The sequence below is a fragment of the Myxococcales bacterium genome, assembly GCA_022563535.1.
Taxonomy (GTDB): domain Bacteria; phylum Myxococcota_A; class UBA9160; order UBA9160; family UBA4427; genus DUBZ01.
Window position 1 is genome coordinate 107166 of record JADFNE010000002.1, and the last position, 19363, is coordinate 126528.

Genomic DNA, 19363 nt, shown 5'->3' on the forward strand with positions numbered 1-19363 from the left:
TCAAGTTCATCGGAACCTAGCGACTTCCCCTAGGGAAAATTGGCGTATCGGGTCGCAGGGAGATCGATCGGGGATCGGTTTCAAATGTCGCCAGCCGAATCTCGGGTCAGCGCGGGTGGCGCGCGGGTGGCGCGCGGGTGGCGTTAGTGCAGATGGGAAATCAGGCCGGGATGTAATAGTTCATGCCGTCGCAGGCACCTACTAAACCAAAGAGAATCAAGAAGCAGGCGATCATGCAGGGAATGCCGCCGACTACATAAAGAACCGATACGAGATCGAGCTTGCCCTTCAGTTCGTAGTCAGTTTGCTTCGGGGTCGCCTGGCCGCTGGTCTCGCTGGAATCGTCCATGGTCGAAACTCCTTCTAGCTGATCTTCTCTTTGTAGCGGGCGGCAGCGTAGCCGGACTCACCTCGCCTGCCAATCGTGGGAGTGCCCCATTTGACGCAACTCTCGGTTGCAGTCATCTCATCTCTCGACCGTGACCACACAGAACAGCTCTCGCGGTCACTGGGCTGACTCCCCGCCTATATTGGACGCGCGCCAGCGTTCGGGTACATCTGCAATATCGGCCTCAATCTCGAGCGCGAGCAGCTTGTGCTCCGCACGCTCAATTGATTCTCGCTGGCGACGAATCTCCTGGCGAAGCTTGTAGCTGAGTGGGGTGTTCTCGGGAGTGGGCGCAGCCCCGGGCGCAGCCACCGACCACGAACTCGACTCGTCCGCCGCCGCTGACAAGTCGCTCTGTGCCTTTGCGAGGGCCTGCTCGGCTGAGGAAAGATCCAGCCGTACGGTCTCGAAGCGAGTCTCCCATTCGGAGCGATTCACCCCCCGTCGCCTCCCGATGGGCTGTTGGTAGGAGTCGGGCAACCTCAACAACCGCCCGAGGTCCACCTTGGGCGGGACGGCGCTGGGCTGGGCGATCGGCGCTTCCGCCTCTCGTTCAGGTTCTTGCGAGTCGACCTGGGCCAAAGCTGAGATCGGGTTCCCCAGCGCTGCCAAGACCCAGGCTGCGATGAGCACAGCGTGCGCTGCATTGGCCCTCGCCCCCCGCGCCGTTGTCTTTGGGTTCCCCGTATTCACAGTGTCTCTGGATCTTTTCAAGCTGGTGCTCCAAACCGAGTCTGGTTGTGGCGGGCCAGCAGGATAGCGGACGACCTGGATCTCGCCCCAGAACGCAAATGCATTGCGTGTCGCAGGAAACCAGGTCAAGCGACAACGAAAAAGGCCGATAAGTTGAGCGTAAGTCGGACTCGGCAGCTACGCCGGACAGTTGATCCTCGCGAGGAATGATTGGCGATGGAACGTGAGAAGCTACACCGCCTCCTGAGACTTGGAGTTGAAAAGGGCGCCTCCGACATCCATTTCCAGGTCGGCTGCCTTCCGCTCTACCGTTTTCACGGTGAACTGGTCGAACTCCGCTACAAAGTCCTGACCCCCAACGATACCGAAGAGATCGTGAAGATTCTGCTCGAAGACGAACCTTCGTCTCAGAATCTGGACTTCAACGAACTCGACATCGCCTACGAGCTACCCGACGAAGGCCGCTTCCGGGTCAATATTTCCAGACAGCGCAAGTTCTTCAACATCGTGCTGCGTGTGATCCCACTTCAAATCAAGACTTTCCAGGACTTGAATCTGCCCTCCGTATTGCGCGAGATCTCACAGCTGCGCCGGGGCTACGTGCTGGTGACTGGGGCCACGGGCATGGGCAAGTCGACAACCCTGGCCACCATGATCAACGAGATCAACCAGGTTCGAAAGTCGAAGATCGTTACCGTCGAAGATCCCATCGAATTCGTTTTCACCCACGACAAGAGCATCATCACCCAGCGCGAGATCGGCACGGACACGAACTCCTTTCCCGATGCCCTGCGAGCCGCCCTGCGCCAGGATCCCGACGTGATCATGGTCGGCGAAATGCGCGATCTCGAAACAGTCGACACCTCACTCAAGGCTGCCGAGACCGGGCACCTGGTCTTTTCGACGATCCACACCGGGGATGTGGCTTCCACGATCAGCCGATTGGTGTCTTTCTTCCCAACGGAAGAGCAGCTCCAGGTGCGCGCAAGACTCGCTGAGAATCTAACTGCCGTCATCTCGCTGCGCTTGCTGGTCAACAAGAAGAAAAACGGGCGAGTGCCCGCTGTCGAAGTCATGCGCTCAACTCGTACGATTCAAGAGTTGATCAAAGATCCGGCCAAGACCCACGAGATTACCGAGTATCTCGGACGCAGTCGGAGCGAAGGGATGCAAAACTTCGACCAGCACTTGATCGATTTGATGCGCGCCAACAAAATCTCTCTGGAGACTGCCCTGAATGCCGCGACCAACCCGGCAGACTTCCAGACCAAGATCGATCTCGAAGGCAGCATGGACGAACCCGAAGAAATCGAAAGCAAGCCGGATGTCCCCTTCGAAATCGAATCCGACGGGCGCTTCTGAACCCTTGGGAGACCGGTCGGTCTTAATGTCAATTCAAGAACAGTGTCAGATTCTGAGCGCAACGCTGCGAGGGGCGACCACGCGGGCGGCGGACATCGCGGGCGGCGGCTGTGCCCTGCTCTTTTCGTCGATGCCGGGAGAAAATACGCCTGGGGCTACGTCGCGCTTGCGCGCAGCAGCAGGTTTCTCAGACGCCCGAACTGCCGAAGCGGCGGCATCAGCACTGACGGAAGCTACGCGCAAGGTCTTGTCGGGAGCTGAATCTCAGTCCATTCCAGGGCATCCGAGCCTGGGGCCCCTGGCAAGCGGCGGCATCACCATCCATCCACTTTCCTACGACGGACGCATCAACGGCGCACTTCTCGTGGGCTACCCGAATAGCCCAAACCAGAACGTCTTGAAACAGATCGCCCAACTCGCAAAATCCGCTTCGATCCATTTGGACCATGCATTGATCGCGGCCGAACTCGCCGAATTGCGCACGACGATGCTCGAGACGCAAAATTCTGAAGACGAGAAGAGCGACGAGCTGCTCAAACTATCCGAAGCGCTATTCGCCCAGGACATCGAGCTGCTGCGCAATAACGAGAAGCTGGGCAAGATCGAAAAACTCAAGAACGACTTCATTGAAAAGATGTCGCGCGAACTTCGCACGCCGCTCAACAACATCATCGAATCGATCATTTCGGTTTTGGCTGGCGAGAACGAGGCCATTTCGGATTCGGCCAAGGGCAGTTTGCGCAACGCTCTGGACGAGGGTACGGCCTTTCAGCGAACCCTCGAGAACATTCTCGATTTGTGGCGGATCAAAGAGGGTGAGTTGCCTGTCGTCCTCCAGGAAGTCAGTTTCTCGGATCTGGTCGACGAAGCGATTTTCAGCGTACAAGACACCCTGGCGAACAAGCCCGTGACGATCGTGAAACAGATCGGAGCGCCGATGCCGATCTTCAAGGCAGATCTCGCCAAGGTCAATCAGATCCTATTTCTGCTGCTCGACAACTCTGCAAAGTTCAGCGAATCCGGTGAAATTACGATTCGCGGCAGCCTGAAGGATTCCACGCTCGAATGCGAGGTGACCGACCACGGCATTGGAATCTGCGCCGACGACCAGGAGTTCATCTTCGACGAGTTTTACCAGGTCGACGAAGGGCTCTCAGGGAAGTATCGCGGTGCGGGGCTCGGTCTGACCCTGGTGCGCGATCTACTCTTGCTTCTCGGCGGTGATATCGAACTCGAGAGCGAGGCGGGACAGGGAACTCGCGTACGGCTCCAGATCCCGGTTCAACTCGTGGATTAGCAAGACGCCGTCAGCAATCTCGGACGCCGTCAGCAATATCAGACGCCGGCAGCGATATCGGACGCCGGCAGCACGCAGGCGCCGATCAGTTCTCAGGCACCGCAGCCAGAACAGGTTCGGAACGCTCTGCTTGAACCGATGCGACCGCATCGGAATCGGCGCTCGGAGCTTCTACTTCGGCGGCCGCGCCGCGGGCCACGAAGAGCGGATCAATATCAGGAACCTCGGACAGGTCGGGCTTGACGATCCCCGCCGCAATCTCTCGCAGCGCGGTGACGACTTCCTTGTTGGAATCTTTGTCGAGAAACGGCGCTGCACCGCGCTTCAGCTGCTTCGCCCGAATCGCGGCCATCTGAACCAGTTGGAACCGGTTCGGAACCCGCTTCATGCAGTCTTCGATTGTAATACGCGCCATTGAGATTCCCCTTCTTGGTTCCTACCTTCTTGGTTCCTACATTGGTGCCTATTGGTTGTCCAGAAGCCCCAACTTCGAACCACGCTCCCGCCGCCGCATGCGTGTTGCTGCCGTGCTGGAAATCCACCCTGGGGCGTGCATTCGGGGTTGCATTCGTTGCTGGAGCTGGAAATTGGAGGCCGGAGCGTACCCCAAGCTCCACAAGAAGGAAACCCCGGCCGACAATTGTCGGCCGAGGTCCTAAGGCACCTCCGAGGAGGGCCTTCGTTCCGTGCGTCTGGCTAGCGCTTCTTTCTACGGCGAGCCTTTTTCTTGGCTGCCTTCTTCTTGCCAGCCTTCTTCTTGCCGGCCTTCTTCTTGCCAGCCTTCTTCTTGCCAGCCTTCTTCTTGCCAGCCTTCTTCTTGCCAGCCTTCTTCTTGCCAGCCTTCTTCTTGCCGGCCTTCTTCTTGCCGGCCTTCTTCTTGCCAGCCTTCTTCTTGGTGGCCTTCTTTCGTCGTGCTGCCATTGGGTGTCACCCCCCTTTTGTCATTGACTCAAGTACACGATTTGGTTCAGCAACCGATCCAAGACGTACAGGAACGAAACCGAAGACATCCGACATTTGCCGACCCCTCCAGCCTATTTCCCAAACCTCCTTTGAGCACAACAAGTTGCGTGATCATGTTGCTCACGCTCCCTATCGGGCACCGGTTCCAGCAACTTGAAGGCAAAACATCTTCCTTCTCGCCGAAAACCAAACCTCTTAGAGCCATTGTTGCTGATGACGCTAACACCTGTCTTTTAGGGGAGTCAAGAGAAAACCTGAAAAAAAACAATGAAGTGAATGTTATAACTGCGAGCAGCGAGACATTCTGGGCATCAACTTCTAATTTGGTTTGTGAAAAAGTGCCTTGTGGATGACCAAGACAGCAATATTCACTGCAAAATATTGTCCGCATATTTGCTTCACGACAATATGCTGATGTTCATTTCCGCTCAAAAATTCATTCTAGTTCTGACATACAAGAAGTCTCATAGAACACTTGAACGATGTCGCGAGTGAACTCTAGCTAGCGCGAATGCATGCATCTTCGCGCGTGGAGAAGCGCTCGTTTTGCGAGATTAACTCGAAGATACATTGTTTTACTTTGGTTATTTCGTAGAAAAAACAAACAAAATCAACACGTTGAATGCGGTCACGTGAACGTGGGCGATTCGCGGACATGCGCCATCGCCGTTCATCCAGGCAGAGCCAGGTCCGGCGCGAAACATGGACGCACCCGCTGAATCTGTTGCTGTCCGCATTGCGATCCCGATTGCAAACGAGGCCGTTGCAGCAGACAAATTCGCGCATACGCGGAAAGAGAACGGCGCCAACCACCGTTCTCTTTCTGTGCTCATTCGCGTTGGTTCGCGAATTTTCCACGAATGAGGGGTTAAGCGATCTATTTCTAAAATTGTGGTGAATTTGGGACGAACTCGGTCGATTCGCGGCCCGTAGAGCTGTCCGCAGTCGACTATTCGCTAGCGCTTGCGCTTGTGTCGCTGGCGCTTCAGCAACTTGCGCTGCTTGTGCTTCCGCATCTTCTTGCGGCGCTTCTTGATCACACTACCCACGGAGTACCTCGTCGCCGGATGATTCATTTGGCGAGCGCAGAGGAATACTGACTTGCCCGTACAAAGTCAAGCAACATTTCGCGTGACAGCACACTCCAGAATGACTCCTTCGAGCCCCGGATCGACCTGGAGCGACTAAGAAAGAATGAAGGAATCCCGGGGAGTTATGCAGCAATCTGCGTGCCCTCACCGGTCCCGAGCAGGTGCCTGGCACCGCCCAGCCATCGATTGATGAAATGGCGCCGAGGCAGGAAACGAAGTACCGGATCCAAACGCGCACCAAGCTGCCCGAGCGCGGTCGAAATCTCTGTGTTCGCGGGGTCAATCATCTGTCCTCGCAGGAGAAATCGACGCCCCTCGGTTTTGAAACCAAAATGAAGATACACCCTCGCCAGATTCAGGTAGGCCACCGGATTGAAAAATTCTTGCTTCGAAGCCGAGGTACAGAGCGCTACTGCTTCCTCGAAGCGGCGATCGCAGATCCCCACGCACACGCCCAAGAAGGAACGTGCCCGCGCGTGATCGGGAGCGGCGTCGTGGACGGTCTGGAAACACAGCTGCGCGTCTTCGTACGCTTCGCGTTGAAACAGGACGAGCCCCTGCAGAAAAATATCTTCTGCGCAGAGCGCAGCGTCGCCTCCAGGGCTGAGAGATTCGTTTTTTGACTCTGACATCGGTTCTGACTCCCGAAAACGGCGAAGACCACAGCCTGCTCTGCTGCGTCAACGTCACGATCTCAAACCAAAGCAATAGACGTGCCGTCCCAGCAAATGCGCAGGTCACGGCGCAAAGCTGCGAAAGTACGTTCGGCGAGGAAGGTCGTGAGTCGGAACTCGTCACTCCGGGTTACGAATATGAAATCCGTGAATTCCATCTCGTACTCGATACCGAAGCGGGCGCCATCGCGAAGATCGAGTGCCACCCGGCAAGTCCGTCGTAGCGTTCGACGGAGTCGCAACCGCGCAGCCACAACCGCTGGGCTGCACAAGCAGTTCGAAGTGAAACTCGATCGGGATTCGCTCGAGAAAAAAGGGGGTCGGCCGGTAGCGTACCGAGAGATGTACTCCGCCGTGTGTGTTACAGCAAATGCAATTGAACCGGCAACCCGAAGACAAACCGACGCCGTTCACCCCGACTGGCGGATCACGCGGTCGGTAGCGGTTCGGGGATTCAGTACTCGATGATTTCGAGTATGTACCGCTTCTTTTCCTTGCCACTGGCGGCGGCCATCAGGGTGCGAATCGCCGAGGCATGTGATCCGCCTTTCCCAATCACCTTTCCGAGATCTTCCTTGGCCACCCTCAATTCAAGGACGTGAGCGTGCTCGCCTATGACTTCTTTGATTTGCACTTCATCTGGCTGATCGACTAGTGCTCGCACGATGTCTTCGATGATCTGCTTCATCATGTTCAGCTCCCAACTTGTATAGAGAGTGCAGCCGCGATTCAGCGTGACTCGACAGTGTGTCTCACCGCAACCGTGACTGTGTGCGCAAACTCCGGGACTCTGTCCAATACCGTCCAAGTGTACCCGCTCAGCGTCATTTCTACAGGCAGCATTTCAACGAACCCGCAATAAGGGTCGCAACACCAGCAGCCAATACACCCCACGGGGTGCTGCGCAACGATCCAACTTCCAACATCGAGACGCAACCGGTAATCACCCCATAGACTGGGTTGTTATTCCACCAGTACGAATGTGTTCGATGTCGTTGTGGTCATGTTGTCGATTTGATTGTTGCAGTGGTTGTACCGTCTTGAGTCGAGTCTCAGGCTAAATGGTGCGAACCATCGTGTGCGGTGAGGCCAGCGCCTTTGTGCGCCCAATCCGACACGATTCTGAACGTGTGGGCATTTATCCCCAGTCGGGGTGCTATAGGCCGCTTTCAGAGCGACGGTGGGGCAAATCCGGCTGCAGCTTGAGCCCCATCCCAATTGAACGAGACTTCGCGTTTCATGCTCGGCTTTCGCATCCGGAAGATCTTTGTCCGGCGCACCACCCGTTCGATGATTTCGAACAGTCGCTCGGCCGCGTCGGGATCGTGAAATGGAGCAAAAACGTGCTGCAGGATGTCGTTTGCGGCCGCATCCTGGGTCAACGATTCGCCCCGGGAATCTTCGGCGGAAGCTAGAATGTGAATCGCCTCCAGTGGAACTCGTCCCATCCCGGGGTCGGGGCAATCGATTCGCCAAGAAGCCTGGTGAACCCACACCCGCGTATCGCTGATGGCGTCGCGCTCGAGGACCGGTCGCAAGACAACCTGTCCGCAGCAGCGAGAGTCGGGAGCCGCACCCATGAACGCCGACTGGATCGCGTTCGAACCCATTCCGGCGTTCCCAGCGTCAATGAACAGACGCGCCTGTCTGTCCTGTATCGATACGGTTCCGTTCACAATCAGACAGCCTTCGCGCATCAACCGGTGAAGCATGATCAGTTCGTCGAGGGGATGTGCGAGCGGATAAGGATCCGTCGCAGCGTATTCCGGCGAGACAACAATTTCGCCGTAACGAAAATCAGCATCGAAGCGCGCGGTCCGTTGGCATCCATCGGCTCCGTAGATCGCCACCACCCAGTTCTCGCCTTCCCAACCGATTTCGAAGCGAAGGCCACGCGACTCATAGCGGAAGGTGTCTCCGAGCGGTCGCCGGGGTCTGGCCACGCGAACGCCAATGTGAACGTCGGGGTCGACCGGTGCGCACGCCAGGCTCCGGGTTCGCTCGTCAGGCCACTGCCATGCGAGATTCGACGGAACCTCGATCGCCAACGTCACTCCCGCCATCTCAATTCCGCGCAGTTTCGACCTGCCCATTTTTCCCCTCACTCTCGAAGTCTCATTCGGCGACATCCGAAGCAATTCCCTGATGTCGTGTTTCAGTAATGGGCATCTCATCGGTAACTCAGGTGATTCCTTTACACTCAGACCGTAAAAAACCGGGGCTGACTGGAGTTTTCATCCGATATCGAGCGAATGGCTTGGGCGGTGCCCCGTCAGCGCCGATGTGGGCTGCGCCAAGGGCCCCAGCCTGATTCAGGGTCGCTGTTTTGGCAGATCTGCGGTAACGACTGGGATCTGAACCGATGGGCGCTCCAACTCGAAATACCCTCGAAAAACCGTAGTGCGCGAGCCCCGCGCCCGAAAAGCTTCATTCATTCGCCTATCGGCCTGAGGCCAGGGCTCGCGACCGAGTCCCCGTCTCCCGACCCCCGGCCCGGGCGCGAGATGGGAACACCGCGCCATGGCGAAAACGACAAACAGCTCGACGGGTCCGGTCATTACGACCCGCGTGCTGCGTCGTTTACTCGAAGGCGGCATGCATTCTCGGGTCGAGCGCCTGCTCGAGCGAATCCATCCCGCAGATCTGAGTCCGCTGCTCACGGACCTGACCCCCGACGAAACCCGAACGGTGATCGACCTGTTGTTCAAGCATCACCGAGCGGCGGCCATGCTCAAGCAGCTGCCCCCGGAATTGCTGCCCAAGATATTCGAGACCGTTTCGGACCAGCGGCTGGTCGACATGCTGGGCCGGGTCGAACTCGATGACATGTTGGAACTGATCGAGGGCATTCCAGAGGATCGTCGGGCATCGGTGCGCAGCATGCTGCCGGAATCGACGCTCGAGGAGCTGCGCAAAGCGGAGATCTACCCACCGAGCAGCGCCGGTCGCGCGATGACCACCACCTACCTTGCGCTCGACGAGAAGATGACCGCGCAGGAAGCCATCGACTCCATCCGTGCCAGCAGCGAGCTCGATGAATCGATCCTCTATCTGTACGTAATCGACGAAGAACGGCGCTTGCGCGGCGTGGTTCCCATCCGTCGGTTGGTAGCCTCTCCGCCCAATCGGCTGTGCAGTGAGATGATGATTCGCGAAGCGATCAGCACACCTCCCGAGGCCGACCAGGAAGAGGTCGCAAAGCTGGTGGCGCGCTACGACCTGCTAGCCATCCCGGTGACCGACGTCGACAACACGCTATTGGGAATCATCACCGTGGATGACGTGATCGACGTCATCACCGAAGAAGCCACCGAAGACATGTACCACCTCGCCGGTCTCTCCGAGGAAGATCGCGTCTTTACTAGCCCCGTACATTCGGTGCGCAAGCGGCTGCCTTGGATGTTCGTGAACCTCGCCACGGTATTTGTCGCCGCAGGGGTCGTCGGCTTGTTTCAGCAAACGATCGAAAACCTGGTGGCACTCGCAATGCTGCTCCCGGTGGTGGCGGGCATGGGAGGTAACGGCGGCATTCAGACCCTGACGGTCATTACTCGTGCGATCGCTCTGGAGGAAATCGAGTTTTCGAGCGGGATTCGGGCCGTCGGCAAGGAACTCTTGGTTGGACTCATGATCGGTGCCATCACCGGGCTCGCAAGCGCGGGCATCGTCACCTTGTGGCAGGGCAACCCCGTGCTGGGCCTGGTGATCTTCATTGCGATGGTGGGCACCATGGCGGTTGCGGGCCTGCTCGGCGCGTCGGTACCCCTCGCACTCAAGGCTCTGGGGCAAGATCCCGCCCTGGGTGCTGGGGTGGTCGTGACGTTCTTCACCGACGCCTTCGGCTTTGCTTCGTTCCTCGGCATCGCGACGCTTTTAATGGACCATTTGCTCTAGCCCGGATCGACGCGCCGGCGCGACCAGCCCTTGTCGTCGCGAACCAACTCGTAGGTCGGCCAGAAATCAAGATCGAGTTTGAGGGTGATGACCTCAATGCGACCGTCGAGATCGACCAATTCGATGCGCACGGCGCCGCGATCTGGCTTGTGCGCAACCACGTCGAGAAAGGCGTCGAGGTCTGGTGTGGGTATGCCGTCCACCGCGGTAATCCGTCGGGTTGCGCGCAAGCCATAGCGATTGGCCGGCGAACCAAACCAGAAGCGAGCCACGTAGACCCCGGAGCGGGGAAGTTTGCGCTGGGTCGCAACCGCGGGGGGCGGTCGTTGCAGCAAAGTGCCCGCCCACAGCAGAGCCCGCTGAGTGCCCGCACCGTGCATCAACTGGGTGGGGACCGTGAGTTCGAGTTCGTCGCCGTCGCGCAAGATCCGCAGATTCACTCGCTCGGCCTGACAGGCGCGCTCGACATGGGCGAAGTCTGAAACGGGATCACCCTCGATTTCGAGCAGGAGATCGCCTTCTTCGAGCAGATCTGCGGCGGGACTTCCAAAGCTGAGCCGGACGACCGAGAGCACTCGTGCTGCGGTGGGGTTGGCCTTTTCGAGCTGCGCGGCCCGAGCATCGGAAAGACCGCGGTCCCGCGCCGCCGCAATGTTTAGCGGACTCAATTCAACACCCAGACTACGCCAGTTGATGTCGATGCCCGCTTGCAACGGTTCGATGATCTCGATCACGCGCTCGATCGGAATCCCGACGAAGAACGAAACCATGTTCTTGCCGTGCCCGCTCGAATAGGATGCCCAGAGGGCGTGCACCCTCCCCTTCGCATCCGAGAGCACGCCGCCGATGGTCGAGGTCGAATCGGTGATCGCGTAACCGTCGAGATTTCGATCGCGAAACCGCGGCGGATAGGTAAGCGAAAGCGAGATCGGTTCCAGTCCAGAAATTTTGGTCTTTCGCGAGATCAACCGTTGTCGCAAGCTCAAACCGACCAGCCACACGTCGTCTCCCGCGCTGAGAGACCGGGGCCGCAGGGTGGCGGCGCGAATTGGCGTATTTCCAACCAGGCGCGGGTCGTAGCGAATCACCGCGAGATTGTGCTCGGGGTGCAGATAGACGACCTCCCCGGGCACCTGGACCGAACCGCCGAAGGTCAGGGTCACGTCGCCCATGGCAATGGGCACGGTTTCGCGATCGACCACCACCAGACCGCGCTTGGCATCGACCACGAGACCCGCTCCCTGGAAGCTATCGCCGTGAACTCCGTCCAGGCGATACGGGATGTCGTAGGTCACCGTGGCAATCGACGGAGCGAGCGAGCGCAGTGCACGGTCGCCCTCTTCGGTGAAGCGCGTGCTGGCCGGCTTCAACAATTCCGGTGGCGGCGGAGCAGGAGATAGCTCACACGGCCAACGCCCGATGGAATCGTCGCGAGTGCATCGCTGCATCGTGAACCAGCGGCGGTCTACCCGGACCACCGAGATCGCTGTGGAGCGCGGACTGCGAAGGGAGTAGTGCCGAATCGGGACTCGCGCACCATCGGCCTTCGACGACATTTCCTTTTCGAACGCTTCCAAGGTCGGAACGTCTACACCGTCGACCTGGGTAATGATCGAACCCGCAGCGATTCGCGCATTTCCCAGCGAATAACCGGGCGCCGAGACGAATACTCCGCTGATCGGAACCGAATAATTGCGCGCCTGCTGATAGGAAAGTTCGTTGAGAATGCCGCCGCCAAACTCGAGGTAGCGCGAAGGTGTGATGGCGTGCAGATCACCCACGGTCAACTCGACAGAAATAGGTTCGCCACCGCGCTCGACTTCCACCATCACGGTTTTTCCGACGTGATTGTCGAGGACGACTTCAATGGGAATGAACGCGGTCACGAATTTTCCGTTGAGCCGAACAATGATGTCGCCCGGCGCCAGATGACCATCCGCTGGACCTTCTCGGACATTCTGGCTCACCACGATCATTCCGGTGCCGTCGGGAAAACGTCTGCGAGACTCGGCCTCGGTCTCTGGGCGCAGGCCCAGGCGGCGCAATTCGTCGTAGGGGAGATGCTTCAGGGTTGTTTGCAGGGTTCCGCGCGAAACAGGATCTCCCGCGCGTATCAGGTCCAGGGCACGCACGACGCGATCGAGAGGCAGGTAAAAACTCGAAGCCGCTGATCGCGACCCCCCGGCGTTGATCGCAATCACGTCCCCATCGAGATCCACAACGGGAGATCCAGAAGACCCACCTGACGTACTCGAAGCGGCCTGGTAGTAGAATGTATTGAAGTCGTTGTAGCCCGAGCGACCGTAGGCCGGCGCGTCCCGATCCAGGCGCGCCAGGGTCCCGGCTAGAAACGAGAGCTTTTCGCCGGCGTCATTTCCCACGACGCGGATTTCGACGCCCACGTGAGCTTTCTCGGGCGCGAGGTGCAGGGGCTTCACATCCATGAATTTCACATCTGCGGGGTCGAACCGGTAAAAGCCAAAGTCGTGAACGGGATCGCGATAGATCGCGTGGACATCCACCTCTTCGTTATTCAGAAAAACGGCTTCAGAAACCACCGGGCCCGGCATCACTACGTGGCGATTGGTGAGCAGAATGCCTCGCTCTGCATCGACGACGAAACCGGTTGCCGTCATGTAGCCCGTGGAGTTCCCGTCGAAGGCGCGCGGGGCATTGACTCTCATCACGACGACCGAGGCGGCAACCCGGTCGAGGACGTCTTGCCATCCGTTGGCCGAAGGCGCGACCGCAGCAGCGCCGAGCGCCAGAGTAAGGAGTGCGTGCAGCATTTGAAACTATTTGACCTCAGGGGCGATTCGCGCCAGATAGCGTGAGATGTACTTGCCGAGAATGTCCGCTTCGAGGTTCACCGGGTCTTCTTTCGCAAGTCCGCCCAGGGTCGTGACCTCGAGGGTGTGAGGAATCAGCGCAACGTGGAATCCCGCTTCACCCGCCTCGACCACGGTAAGAGACACCCCGTGGACCGTAACGGATCCCTTATTCACGAGCAGGCCCGCCAATTCTCTCGAACATTCAATATGCAGTTCGACATCGTTGGCCTTTCGCTTGAGGTCGACGACCCTTCCGACACCGTCCACGTGGCCCTGAACGATATGGCCATCGAAGCGGCCATCGGCTCGCATGGCCCGCTCGAGATTGACCTTGGATCCCTTTACCAGGGAGCCCACCGCAGTGCAGTCCAGTGTTTCTCGCACGGCCTCAAAACTGACTTCGTCGCCCACCAGATCGCACACGGTCAAGCAGGCACCGTCTACGGCGATGCTGTCTCCGAGCGAAACTCCCTCGACTACCCCGGGCGCCCACACTTGCAGACGACAGCCGTCACCTCGGGGCACGGCCGAGATGACCTCGCCCACGGTTTCCACGATTCCAGTAAACATTGAGCGAATCGCCCTCCTCGAGGAGCCAAGGGGCTCCGGAACAACTCAGCGCTGCGGAACACTAGCCCTCAGCTGCTCCGACGCAGATCGATCTCGCTCATCATTCGATCGCGAACCTGCTGATAGTCGGCCGGCAACTCGATCGGGGGATTGGGATGCTCCGGAATGGTGTCGGCCACCGACATGTTGTGATAATTCAATTTGAAATCGATGAACTTGAGACCGTGGGCCGTCGAAATCACCACCACCCGGTCACTCGACTTGATCAAGCCTCGCTCGATCAACTTGGTGGTCGCGGCGATCGCCACACCGGTGTGCGGACAGTTGAACAAACCAGTGCGATCTGCCCGAGCACAGGCTTCCATGATTTCGACTTCGCTCGCCTGCTCGACCACGCCGTCGTACCGGACCAGGGCATCAATTGCCTTCTTGATCGAGACTGGGTTGCCAATTTGAATGGCACTGGCCACGGTCGTCCGGGCTGCAATTGGCTCGAAGGTCTTGAAGTCCTTCTGGTAGGAGAGGTAGAGCGGGTTCGCGGATTCGGCCTGGGCTACGCAAATGCGAGGCTTTCGCGGGATCAGCCCGAGCTCGAGCATCATGTCCAATCCCTTGGCCAGGGCCGAGACGTTCCCGAGGTTGCCGCCGGGAATCACCAACCAGTCGGGCACCTCCCAATCGAACTGCTGAACGATCTCCGCAGCGATGGTTTTCTGGCCCTCGATCCGCAAGCTGTTCATCGAATTGGCGAGATAGATCCCATCTTTTTCAGCCACGCGCCGGACAATCTCCATACAGCCGTCGAAGTCGGTATCGAGTGAAAAGACGATCGCGCCGTTGGCGACCGGTTGGATGAGCTGGGCCATCGAGATCTTGCCCTTTGGTAGGAACACGATGGACGGTATGCCCGCCGCCGCCGCGTAGGCCGCAAGGGCCGCCGAGGTGTCGCCGGTCGAGGCACAAGCCACGGCCGGGATCTCCTTTCCCCGGGAAATCATTTCCTTGACCATCGACACCAGCACCGTCATGCCGAGATCCTTGAACGAACCAGTATGGGAATTGCCGCAGAGTTTGATCCACAGATCTTCCACCCCAAGCTCCCGGCCGAAGCGCTCGGCCCAATAGAGATTGGTGTTGCCCTCGTACATTGAAACCACGTTGTTGCTCTGGATCTCGGGCAGTACCCATTCTTTCATGCACCAGACACCCGAGCCGTAGGGCCACTCGCTGCCGCCGCGGCGTTTCGCAAACAGGTTCTTCCATTCGGAGGCTGTGGTCTTGCGAAGCTCTTCCATGTCGTGAACGACCTGCAGCAGACCGCCACTGCGATCCGTATACACGATCTCGTCGAGGGCGTAGCGCTCGCTTGTGTCGTCCAAGCTCTCGAACCAGGCGGTGTGGTGGGGCTTGTTCCCAGATCCAGCCATCCTAGAGATCCTCTTCAATACGGATGACACTCGATTCCGCGGTCACTTCGGACAATCCGTCGATCAACACGAGCGCCTCTCGCAACGCAGATTCCTTGACCTCGTGGGTCCACAGGACCAGCGGCACCGAGGTCTCGCCGCAGAGCGCTGCCCGCTGGGTGATCGACTCGATCCCAACGCCGCACTTTCCGAGCGCACTTGCGATCTTGGCCAACACCCCGGGGCGATCCAGGGCTTCGATTCGCAGGTAGTAGCGCGACACCAGATCACCCAGAGAGAGTAGCGGTTTGGGGCTGAGGGCGGCCTGGGGGAAGCCGAGCGGTGCAACGCGCCCGCTCTGCCCCCGGCGAATTTCCCGAGCCAATTCCATCAGATCACCCACTACGGCGCTCGCGGTGGGGAGTGCTCCGGCGCCCGCTCCGTAGAAGAGGGTGGGACCGACTGCATCTCCCCGCACCGCAACGGCGTTCATCGCGCCGTCGACATTGGCCAGCAGGCTGTCGCGCGGAATCATGGTCGGGTGCACCCGGGCTTCGATCACCTCGCGGCCGTCCGCGTCCAGGTGATGCTTCGCAATCCCCAGCAGCTTGATCCGGTAGCCGTTATTGGCTGCGGACTCGAAGTCGAGCGGAATCAGCTTCCCGATCCCTTCCGTCGAGATCGATTTGAAATCCAGGGTCGAGCCAAACGCCATCGAGGTCAGCAGCGCAAGCTTGTGCGCCGCGTCCACGCCCTCGACGTCGAAGGTGGGATCGGCCTCCGCGTAGCCGAGATCCTGGGCCTGCTTCAATACATCTTCGAACGCCGCGCCGGTTCGCTCCATCTCGGTCAACACGAAATTGGTGGTCCCATTCAGAATCCCGTACACGCTCTGGATCTGATTGGCCGCGAGCCCCTCGCGCAACGAGCGAAGAATGGGAATGCCGCCGCCGACCGCCGCTTCAAAGGCGACATCGACACCCTGCTTACTTGCCGCGGAAAAGATCTCGTCGCCGTGAACGGCGAGCAATGCCTTGTTTGCGGTCACGACATGCTTGCCGTTCGCGATCGCGTCGAGGCAGAGCTTGCGCGCAAAGTCGTAACCGCCCACCAACTCGATCACGATATCGACCTCGGGATCAGAGAGCAGCCCCGGGCTGTCGTCGTCAAAGCGAATTCCCGCCAGATCGACACCGCGATCCGTCTCGAGATCGAGGTCCGCAATGCGCACCAACCGAAGTGGAAACCCCAACCGGGTTTCGATCAGTGACGCGTTTTTGATCAACACCTTGGCGACCCCCGCGCCGATGGTGCCGAAGCCCACCAATCCTATCCCTACACCTGCTCGTGCACCTTCAGTGGCCATCTCTTTTTATCACCTTCTCGATCATGAGATCGAATTGAAAACCGCCAGACTGGACTGATCGAAATCGACAGTCGATCGCAGCCGCTTCATGCGCGCAAAATGACCGAATCAGCCGGAACCCTCGGCGTCGCGCAGGACACGGCGAATGCCCCGAACTGCCTGTCGAATGCGATGCTTGTTTTCGACCAGCGCAAAGCGCACGTGTCCCTCACCGGTCTCGCCAAAACCAATACCCGCAGATACCGCGACTTTGGCCTGCTTGAGCAACAGCTTCGAAAATTCGAGTGAACCCATGCTGCGAAACGCCTCTGGAATCTTGGCCCAGACAAACATCGTCGCAAGCGGTTTGTCGATCTTCCACATGCCTTCCCCGGGTTGTCCCAGCCCATCGACGAGCGCGTCCCGCCGCCCTTTGTATTCCTGGACGTTCTCAGCGACGCAGTCTTGTGGCCCGCGCAAGGCACTGATGGCCCCGATCTGGATCGACTGGGGCATACCGTAGTCCAGATAGCTCTTGATGCGCGCGAGAGCTCCGACCATCTCTCGATTGCCGCAGGCAAACCCCACTCTCCAACCCGCCATCGAATGACTCTTCGATAGCGAGACAAATTCGATCGCGATGTCCTTGGCCCCCGGCACTTCGAGAATGCTCGGCGGCTTGTAACCATCGAAGGCGATTTCTGCATACGCGAAATCGTGCAGCACCATCAGGTCGTGCTCCCGAGCGAATTCGACGACGCGCTCAAAGAACGCGAGATCGACGACCTGGGTGGTGGGATTTGCCGGAAACGAAAGAATCAAGAGCTTGGGCTTGGGCCAGGTGCGCTTGATCGCCTGATCGAGATTCTCGATGAAGTCAGTATCCGGAGTCAAAGGTACCGCGCGCAAGTCACCACCGGCGATGATCACCGAGTACTGATGAATGGGATACGCCGGGTCTTGACACAATACCACGTCACCCGGTCCCACGGTCATCAATACGAAATGCGAAAAGCCTTCCTTGGCGCCGATCACTGCGATCGCCTCGCCGTCGGGGTCGAGGGTGACTCCGTGACGACGGTCGTACCATTCAGTGATCGCCGCACGCAGGTTGGGAATGCCGCGGGATTCGGAATAGCGGTGGTTCTTCGGGTTGTGCGCCGCCTCGACGATCTTCTCGATCACATGGGGCGGACTCGGCAGATCGGGATTCCCCATGCCCAGATCGACGATGTCCTCTCCCGCTCTGCGCGCGGCGCGCATCAGCCCAATCACCTCCCCCAGGCTGTAGGGAGGAAGCCGCTTCAATTTGTCGAAGTCGTGTCGAAACTGTTTGGCCATGGGGATCGCGTCCGATTTTGCCGTACCGGGCGCGAGGTTACAGGAGCACGGCGCCCGGCGGAAGCGCCTGGCAGATCACGCCGAGGTCGACTTTCGCGACCGATTGAGCGCGATGAACAGGAAGTAGAAAGGCAGCCCGGCGACGAGCATTCCCGCGCCCATCAGGCATTCGAGGGGGCGGCCCTGAATCATTGTCAAAGCGATCGCCGCGATGCTCAGAAAGTAGAGACCGGGAACCCACGGATAGCCCCACGCGCGATACGGACGCGATCTTTCGGGCTGCTGCTGGCGCAGTCGATACAGCGCCACGATGTCGGCCATTGAGGCCAGCAGGATCGCGAACGTCGTGAAGTCGAGCGCGCTGGGGAAGCTCCCCAATACCAACAAGATGCCGATCGTCGCAGCAGCCTGGACCCAGATCGCCGCAACGGGTGTGCGAAATTTTGGATTCACCGATTGGACACCGCGGAAAAACAGGCCGTCCAGCGCCATTGAATATGCAATCCGCGGTCCCAACAAGATCGTTGCGTTGGTTGTACCCAAAACCGAGGCCAACACGAACAGGCCGACCAGAGTCCCGCCAATCGGCCCGAACAACATCAGCGCCGAGGCTTTCCCCGCGTCGACGACCCCCACCAAGGATTCGAGGGGGAGCGCATAGAGATAGACACAATTGATCGCCAAATAGAGGCCGGTGCAAATCGCCAGGGCGCCAAACAACGAGATGGGCAGGTTGCGCCCGGGATTGCGCAGTTCACTCGCGACGTAGACCGAAGAATTCCACCCCAGATAGCTGAAGAGAACCGGGGACATCGCGAGCCCAAGTCCCATCAGGGTTGGAGTGGAAACGCCCTCTGGAAGGGCCGTGGGGATGAGCCGCGAGAAGTCGCCCTGCCCCGACATTGCGCCGAACACGCAAAAGACGACCAGCGCAACAATCTTGATGATCGACATCAGATTGTTTGCCCGGGCTCCCGAACGCACGCCCGGCACATTCAAAGCTGAGAACACCAAGGTGATGCCAATGGCGATTGGAATCATCCACACGTTCGAAATACCGAGACCTGCGCAGATCACCTCGGCGGCCACCGCGGACAGCGCGGCGATCGTGCCCGCGAAGATTGCGAAGAAGCTCAACCAACCGACCAGAAAGCCGGCAATCGGATGGACGCCTTCGCGCAGGTAGACGTAGTTGCCCCCCGCGTGTGGAAACATGGCTCCCAGTTCAGCGTTGGCGAGCGCACCCGCCAATGACAACACTCCGCCGATCAACCACGCAGCGAGGATCCAGCCGGGATGGGGAACGAGTTCGGCGACGCGCCCCGGCGTGAAGAAGATACCGGCGCCGATCACACAGGCGACCACGAGGAAGATCGCATCCGAGAGCGAAAGCTCTCGTTTGAGTTTGTCCCGGGGGTCTGCCCCGACGATCACCGCGTCTGGTTCCGGATCCACGCGCCCTACCTCGAATGTCTCTTCATGGCGATCGGTCGCTGGAGTTTGAAGAT

Annotated in this window: 18 protein-coding genes; 4 read left to right on the forward strand and 14 right to left on the reverse strand. The window is 59.0% G+C overall.

Going from position 1 to position 19363, the window contains the following annotated elements:
* Positions 1 to 160: 160 nt before the first annotated feature.
* Complete coding sequence (locus IH881_01255) at positions 161 to 349, reverse strand: hypothetical protein (protein ID MCH7866293.1); 189 nt, start codon at positions 347 to 349, stop codon at positions 161 to 163.
* A gap of 156 nt (positions 350 to 505) precedes the next feature.
* Positions 506 to 1102 carry a hypothetical protein gene (locus tag IH881_01260; GenBank protein ID MCH7866294.1) on the reverse strand — a complete coding sequence of 199 codons (597 nt, stop codon included), beginning with the start codon at positions 1100 to 1102 and terminating at the stop codon, positions 506 to 508.
* A gap of 195 nt (positions 1103 to 1297) precedes the next feature.
* Between IH881_01260 and IH881_01265 the strand changes: the two genes are divergently transcribed.
* Positions 1298 to 2443, forward strand: coding sequence for a PilT/PilU family type 4a pilus ATPase (locus tag IH881_01265; GenBank protein MCH7866295.1), 1146 nt, complete (start codon positions 1298 to 1300; stop codon positions 2441 to 2443).
* A 25-nt stretch (positions 2444 to 2468) separates the two neighbouring features.
* A complete protein-coding gene (locus tag IH881_01270; GenBank protein ID MCH7866296.1) occupies positions 2469 to 3740 on the forward strand; it encodes a HAMP domain-containing histidine kinase in 1272 nt (423 codons plus the stop codon).
* 85 nt (positions 3741 to 3825) lie between these two features.
* Here the strand turns inward: IH881_01270 and IH881_01275 are convergent, their stop codons facing one another.
* Positions 3826 to 4155, reverse strand: a complete 330-nt coding sequence (locus IH881_01275) for a DNA-directed RNA polymerase subunit omega (protein ID MCH7866297.1) — start codon at positions 4153 to 4155, stop codon at positions 3826 to 3828.
* Between the two features lie 271 nt (positions 4156 to 4426).
* On the opposite strand from IH881_01275, the gene IH881_01280 reads away from it, so the two are divergent.
* Positions 4427 to 5056 carry a hypothetical protein gene (locus tag IH881_01280; GenBank protein ID MCH7866298.1) on the forward strand — a complete coding sequence of 210 codons (630 nt, stop codon included), beginning with the start codon at positions 4427 to 4429 and terminating at the stop codon, positions 5054 to 5056.
* Positions 5057 to 5659: 603 nt separating this feature from the next.
* Here IH881_01280 and IH881_01285 read toward each other — a convergent pair.
* The 5 genes from IH881_01285 to IH881_01305 form a co-directional block, all read right to left on the reverse strand.
* On the reverse strand, positions 5660 to 5752 hold the full coding sequence (locus tag IH881_01285) for an AURKAIP1/COX24 domain-containing protein (GenBank protein MCH7866299.1): 93 nt from the start codon (positions 5750 to 5752) through the stop codon (positions 5660 to 5662).
* A gap of 164 nt (positions 5753 to 5916) precedes the next feature.
* On the reverse strand, positions 5917 to 6426 hold the full coding sequence (locus IH881_01290; GenBank protein ID MCH7866300.1) for a tetratricopeptide repeat protein: 510 nt from the start codon (positions 6424 to 6426) through the stop codon (positions 5917 to 5919).
* 62 nt (positions 6427 to 6488) lie between these two features.
* Entirely contained in the window at positions 6489 to 6674 is a 186-nt protein-coding gene (locus IH881_01295) for a hypothetical protein (protein ID MCH7866301.1), read from the reverse strand.
* Between the two features lie 248 nt (positions 6675 to 6922).
* On the reverse strand, positions 6923 to 7159 hold the full coding sequence (locus IH881_01300) for a KH domain-containing protein (protein MCH7866302.1): 237 nt from the start codon (positions 7157 to 7159) through the stop codon (positions 6923 to 6925).
* Between the two features lie 478 nt (positions 7160 to 7637).
* Positions 7638 to 8561: a hypothetical protein gene (locus IH881_01305; GenBank protein ID MCH7866303.1), complete on the reverse strand. Its 924-nt coding sequence runs from the start codon at positions 8559 to 8561 to the stop codon at positions 7638 to 7640.
* Positions 8562 to 8988: 427 nt separating this feature from the next.
* Between IH881_01305 and mgtE the strand changes: the two genes are divergently transcribed.
* On the forward strand, positions 8989 to 10362 hold the full coding sequence (mgtE, locus tag IH881_01310) for a magnesium transporter (protein ID MCH7866304.1): 1374 nt from the start codon (positions 8989 to 8991) through the stop codon (positions 10360 to 10362).
* Here the strand turns inward: mgtE and IH881_01315 are convergent.
* The 6 genes from IH881_01315 to IH881_01340 form a co-directional block, all read right to left on the reverse strand.
* The gene (locus tag IH881_01315) at positions 10359 to 13151 is read right to left on the reverse strand and encodes a trypsin-like peptidase domain-containing protein (protein ID MCH7866305.1); all 2793 of its coding nucleotides are present in this window, start codon (positions 13149 to 13151) and stop codon (positions 10359 to 10361) included. The two genes, mgtE and IH881_01315, sit on opposite strands and share 4 nt — an antisense overlap.
* A 6-nt stretch (positions 13152 to 13157) precedes the next feature.
* The gene (locus tag IH881_01320; GenBank protein MCH7866306.1) at positions 13158 to 13763 is read right to left on the reverse strand and encodes a riboflavin synthase; all 606 of its coding nucleotides are present in this window, start codon (positions 13761 to 13763) and stop codon (positions 13158 to 13160) included.
* 68 nt (positions 13764 to 13831) lie between these two features.
* Positions 13832 to 15190, reverse strand: a complete 1359-nt coding sequence (thrC, locus tag IH881_01325; GenBank protein ID MCH7866307.1) for a threonine synthase — start codon at positions 15188 to 15190, stop codon at positions 13832 to 13834.
* A gap of 1 nt (position 15191) precedes the next feature.
* Positions 15192 to 16535 carry a homoserine dehydrogenase gene (locus IH881_01330; GenBank protein MCH7866308.1) on the reverse strand — a complete coding sequence of 448 codons (1344 nt, stop codon included), beginning with the start codon at positions 16533 to 16535 and terminating at the stop codon, positions 15192 to 15194.
* Between the two features lie 108 nt (positions 16536 to 16643).
* Entirely contained in the window at positions 16644 to 17777 is a 1134-nt protein-coding gene (locus tag IH881_01335) for an aminotransferase class I/II-fold pyridoxal phosphate-dependent enzyme (GenBank protein ID MCH7866309.1), read from the reverse strand.
* Between the two features lie 153 nt (positions 17778 to 17930).
* The gene (locus IH881_01340) at positions 17931 to 19310 is read right to left on the reverse strand and encodes an amino acid permease (GenBank protein MCH7866310.1); all 1380 of its coding nucleotides are present in this window, start codon (positions 19308 to 19310) and stop codon (positions 17931 to 17933) included.
* Positions 19311 to 19363: the final 53 nt, after the last annotated feature.

What these genes read in the sequence shown, in the direction of transcription:
- IH881_01275 (MCH7866297.1), bottom strand. Translation starts at nt 4,155, where the DNA reads ATGGCGCGTATTACAATCGAAGACTGCATGAAGCGGGTTCCGAACCGG.
- IH881_01300 (MCH7866302.1), bottom strand. Translation starts at nt 7,159, where the DNA reads ATGATGAAGCAGATCATCGAAGACATCGTGCGAGCACTAGTCGATCAG.
- IH881_01305 (MCH7866303.1), bottom strand. Translation starts at nt 8,561, where the DNA reads ATGGGCAGGTCGAAACTGCGCGGAATTGAGATGGCGGGAGTGACGTTG.
- mgtE (MCH7866304.1), top strand. Translation starts at nt 8,989, where the DNA reads ATGGCGAAAACGACAAACAGCTCGACGGGTCCGGTCATTACGACCCGC.
- IH881_01290 (MCH7866300.1), bottom strand. Translation starts at nt 6,426, where the DNA reads ATGTCAGAGTCAAAAAACGAATCTCTCAGCCCTGGAGGCGACGCTGCG.
- IH881_01265 (MCH7866295.1), top strand. Translation starts at nt 1,298, where the DNA reads ATGGAACGTGAGAAGCTACACCGCCTCCTGAGACTTGGAGTTGAAAAG.
- IH881_01270 (MCH7866296.1), top strand. Translation starts at nt 2,469, where the DNA reads ATGTCAATTCAAGAACAGTGTCAGATTCTGAGCGCAACGCTGCGAGGG.
- IH881_01320 (MCH7866306.1), bottom strand. Translation starts at nt 13,763, where the DNA reads ATGTTTACTGGAATCGTGGAAACCGTGGGCGAGGTCATCTCGGCCGTG.
- IH881_01255 (MCH7866293.1), bottom strand. Translation starts at nt 349, where the DNA reads ATGGACGATTCCAGCGAGACCAGCGGCCAGGCGACCCCGAAGCAAACT.
- thrC (MCH7866307.1), bottom strand. Translation starts at nt 15,190, where the DNA reads ATGGCTGGATCTGGGAACAAGCCCCACCACACCGCCTGGTTCGAGAGC.
- IH881_01315 (MCH7866305.1), bottom strand. Translation starts at nt 13,151, where the DNA reads ATGCTGCACGCACTCCTTACTCTGGCGCTCGGCGCTGCTGCGGTCGCG.
- IH881_01330 (MCH7866308.1), bottom strand. Translation starts at nt 16,535, where the DNA reads ATGGCCACTGAAGGTGCACGAGCAGGTGTAGGGATAGGATTGGTGGGC.
- IH881_01335 (MCH7866309.1), bottom strand. Translation starts at nt 17,777, where the DNA reads ATGCGCGCCGCGCGCAGAGCGGGAGAGGACATCGTCGATCTGGGCATG.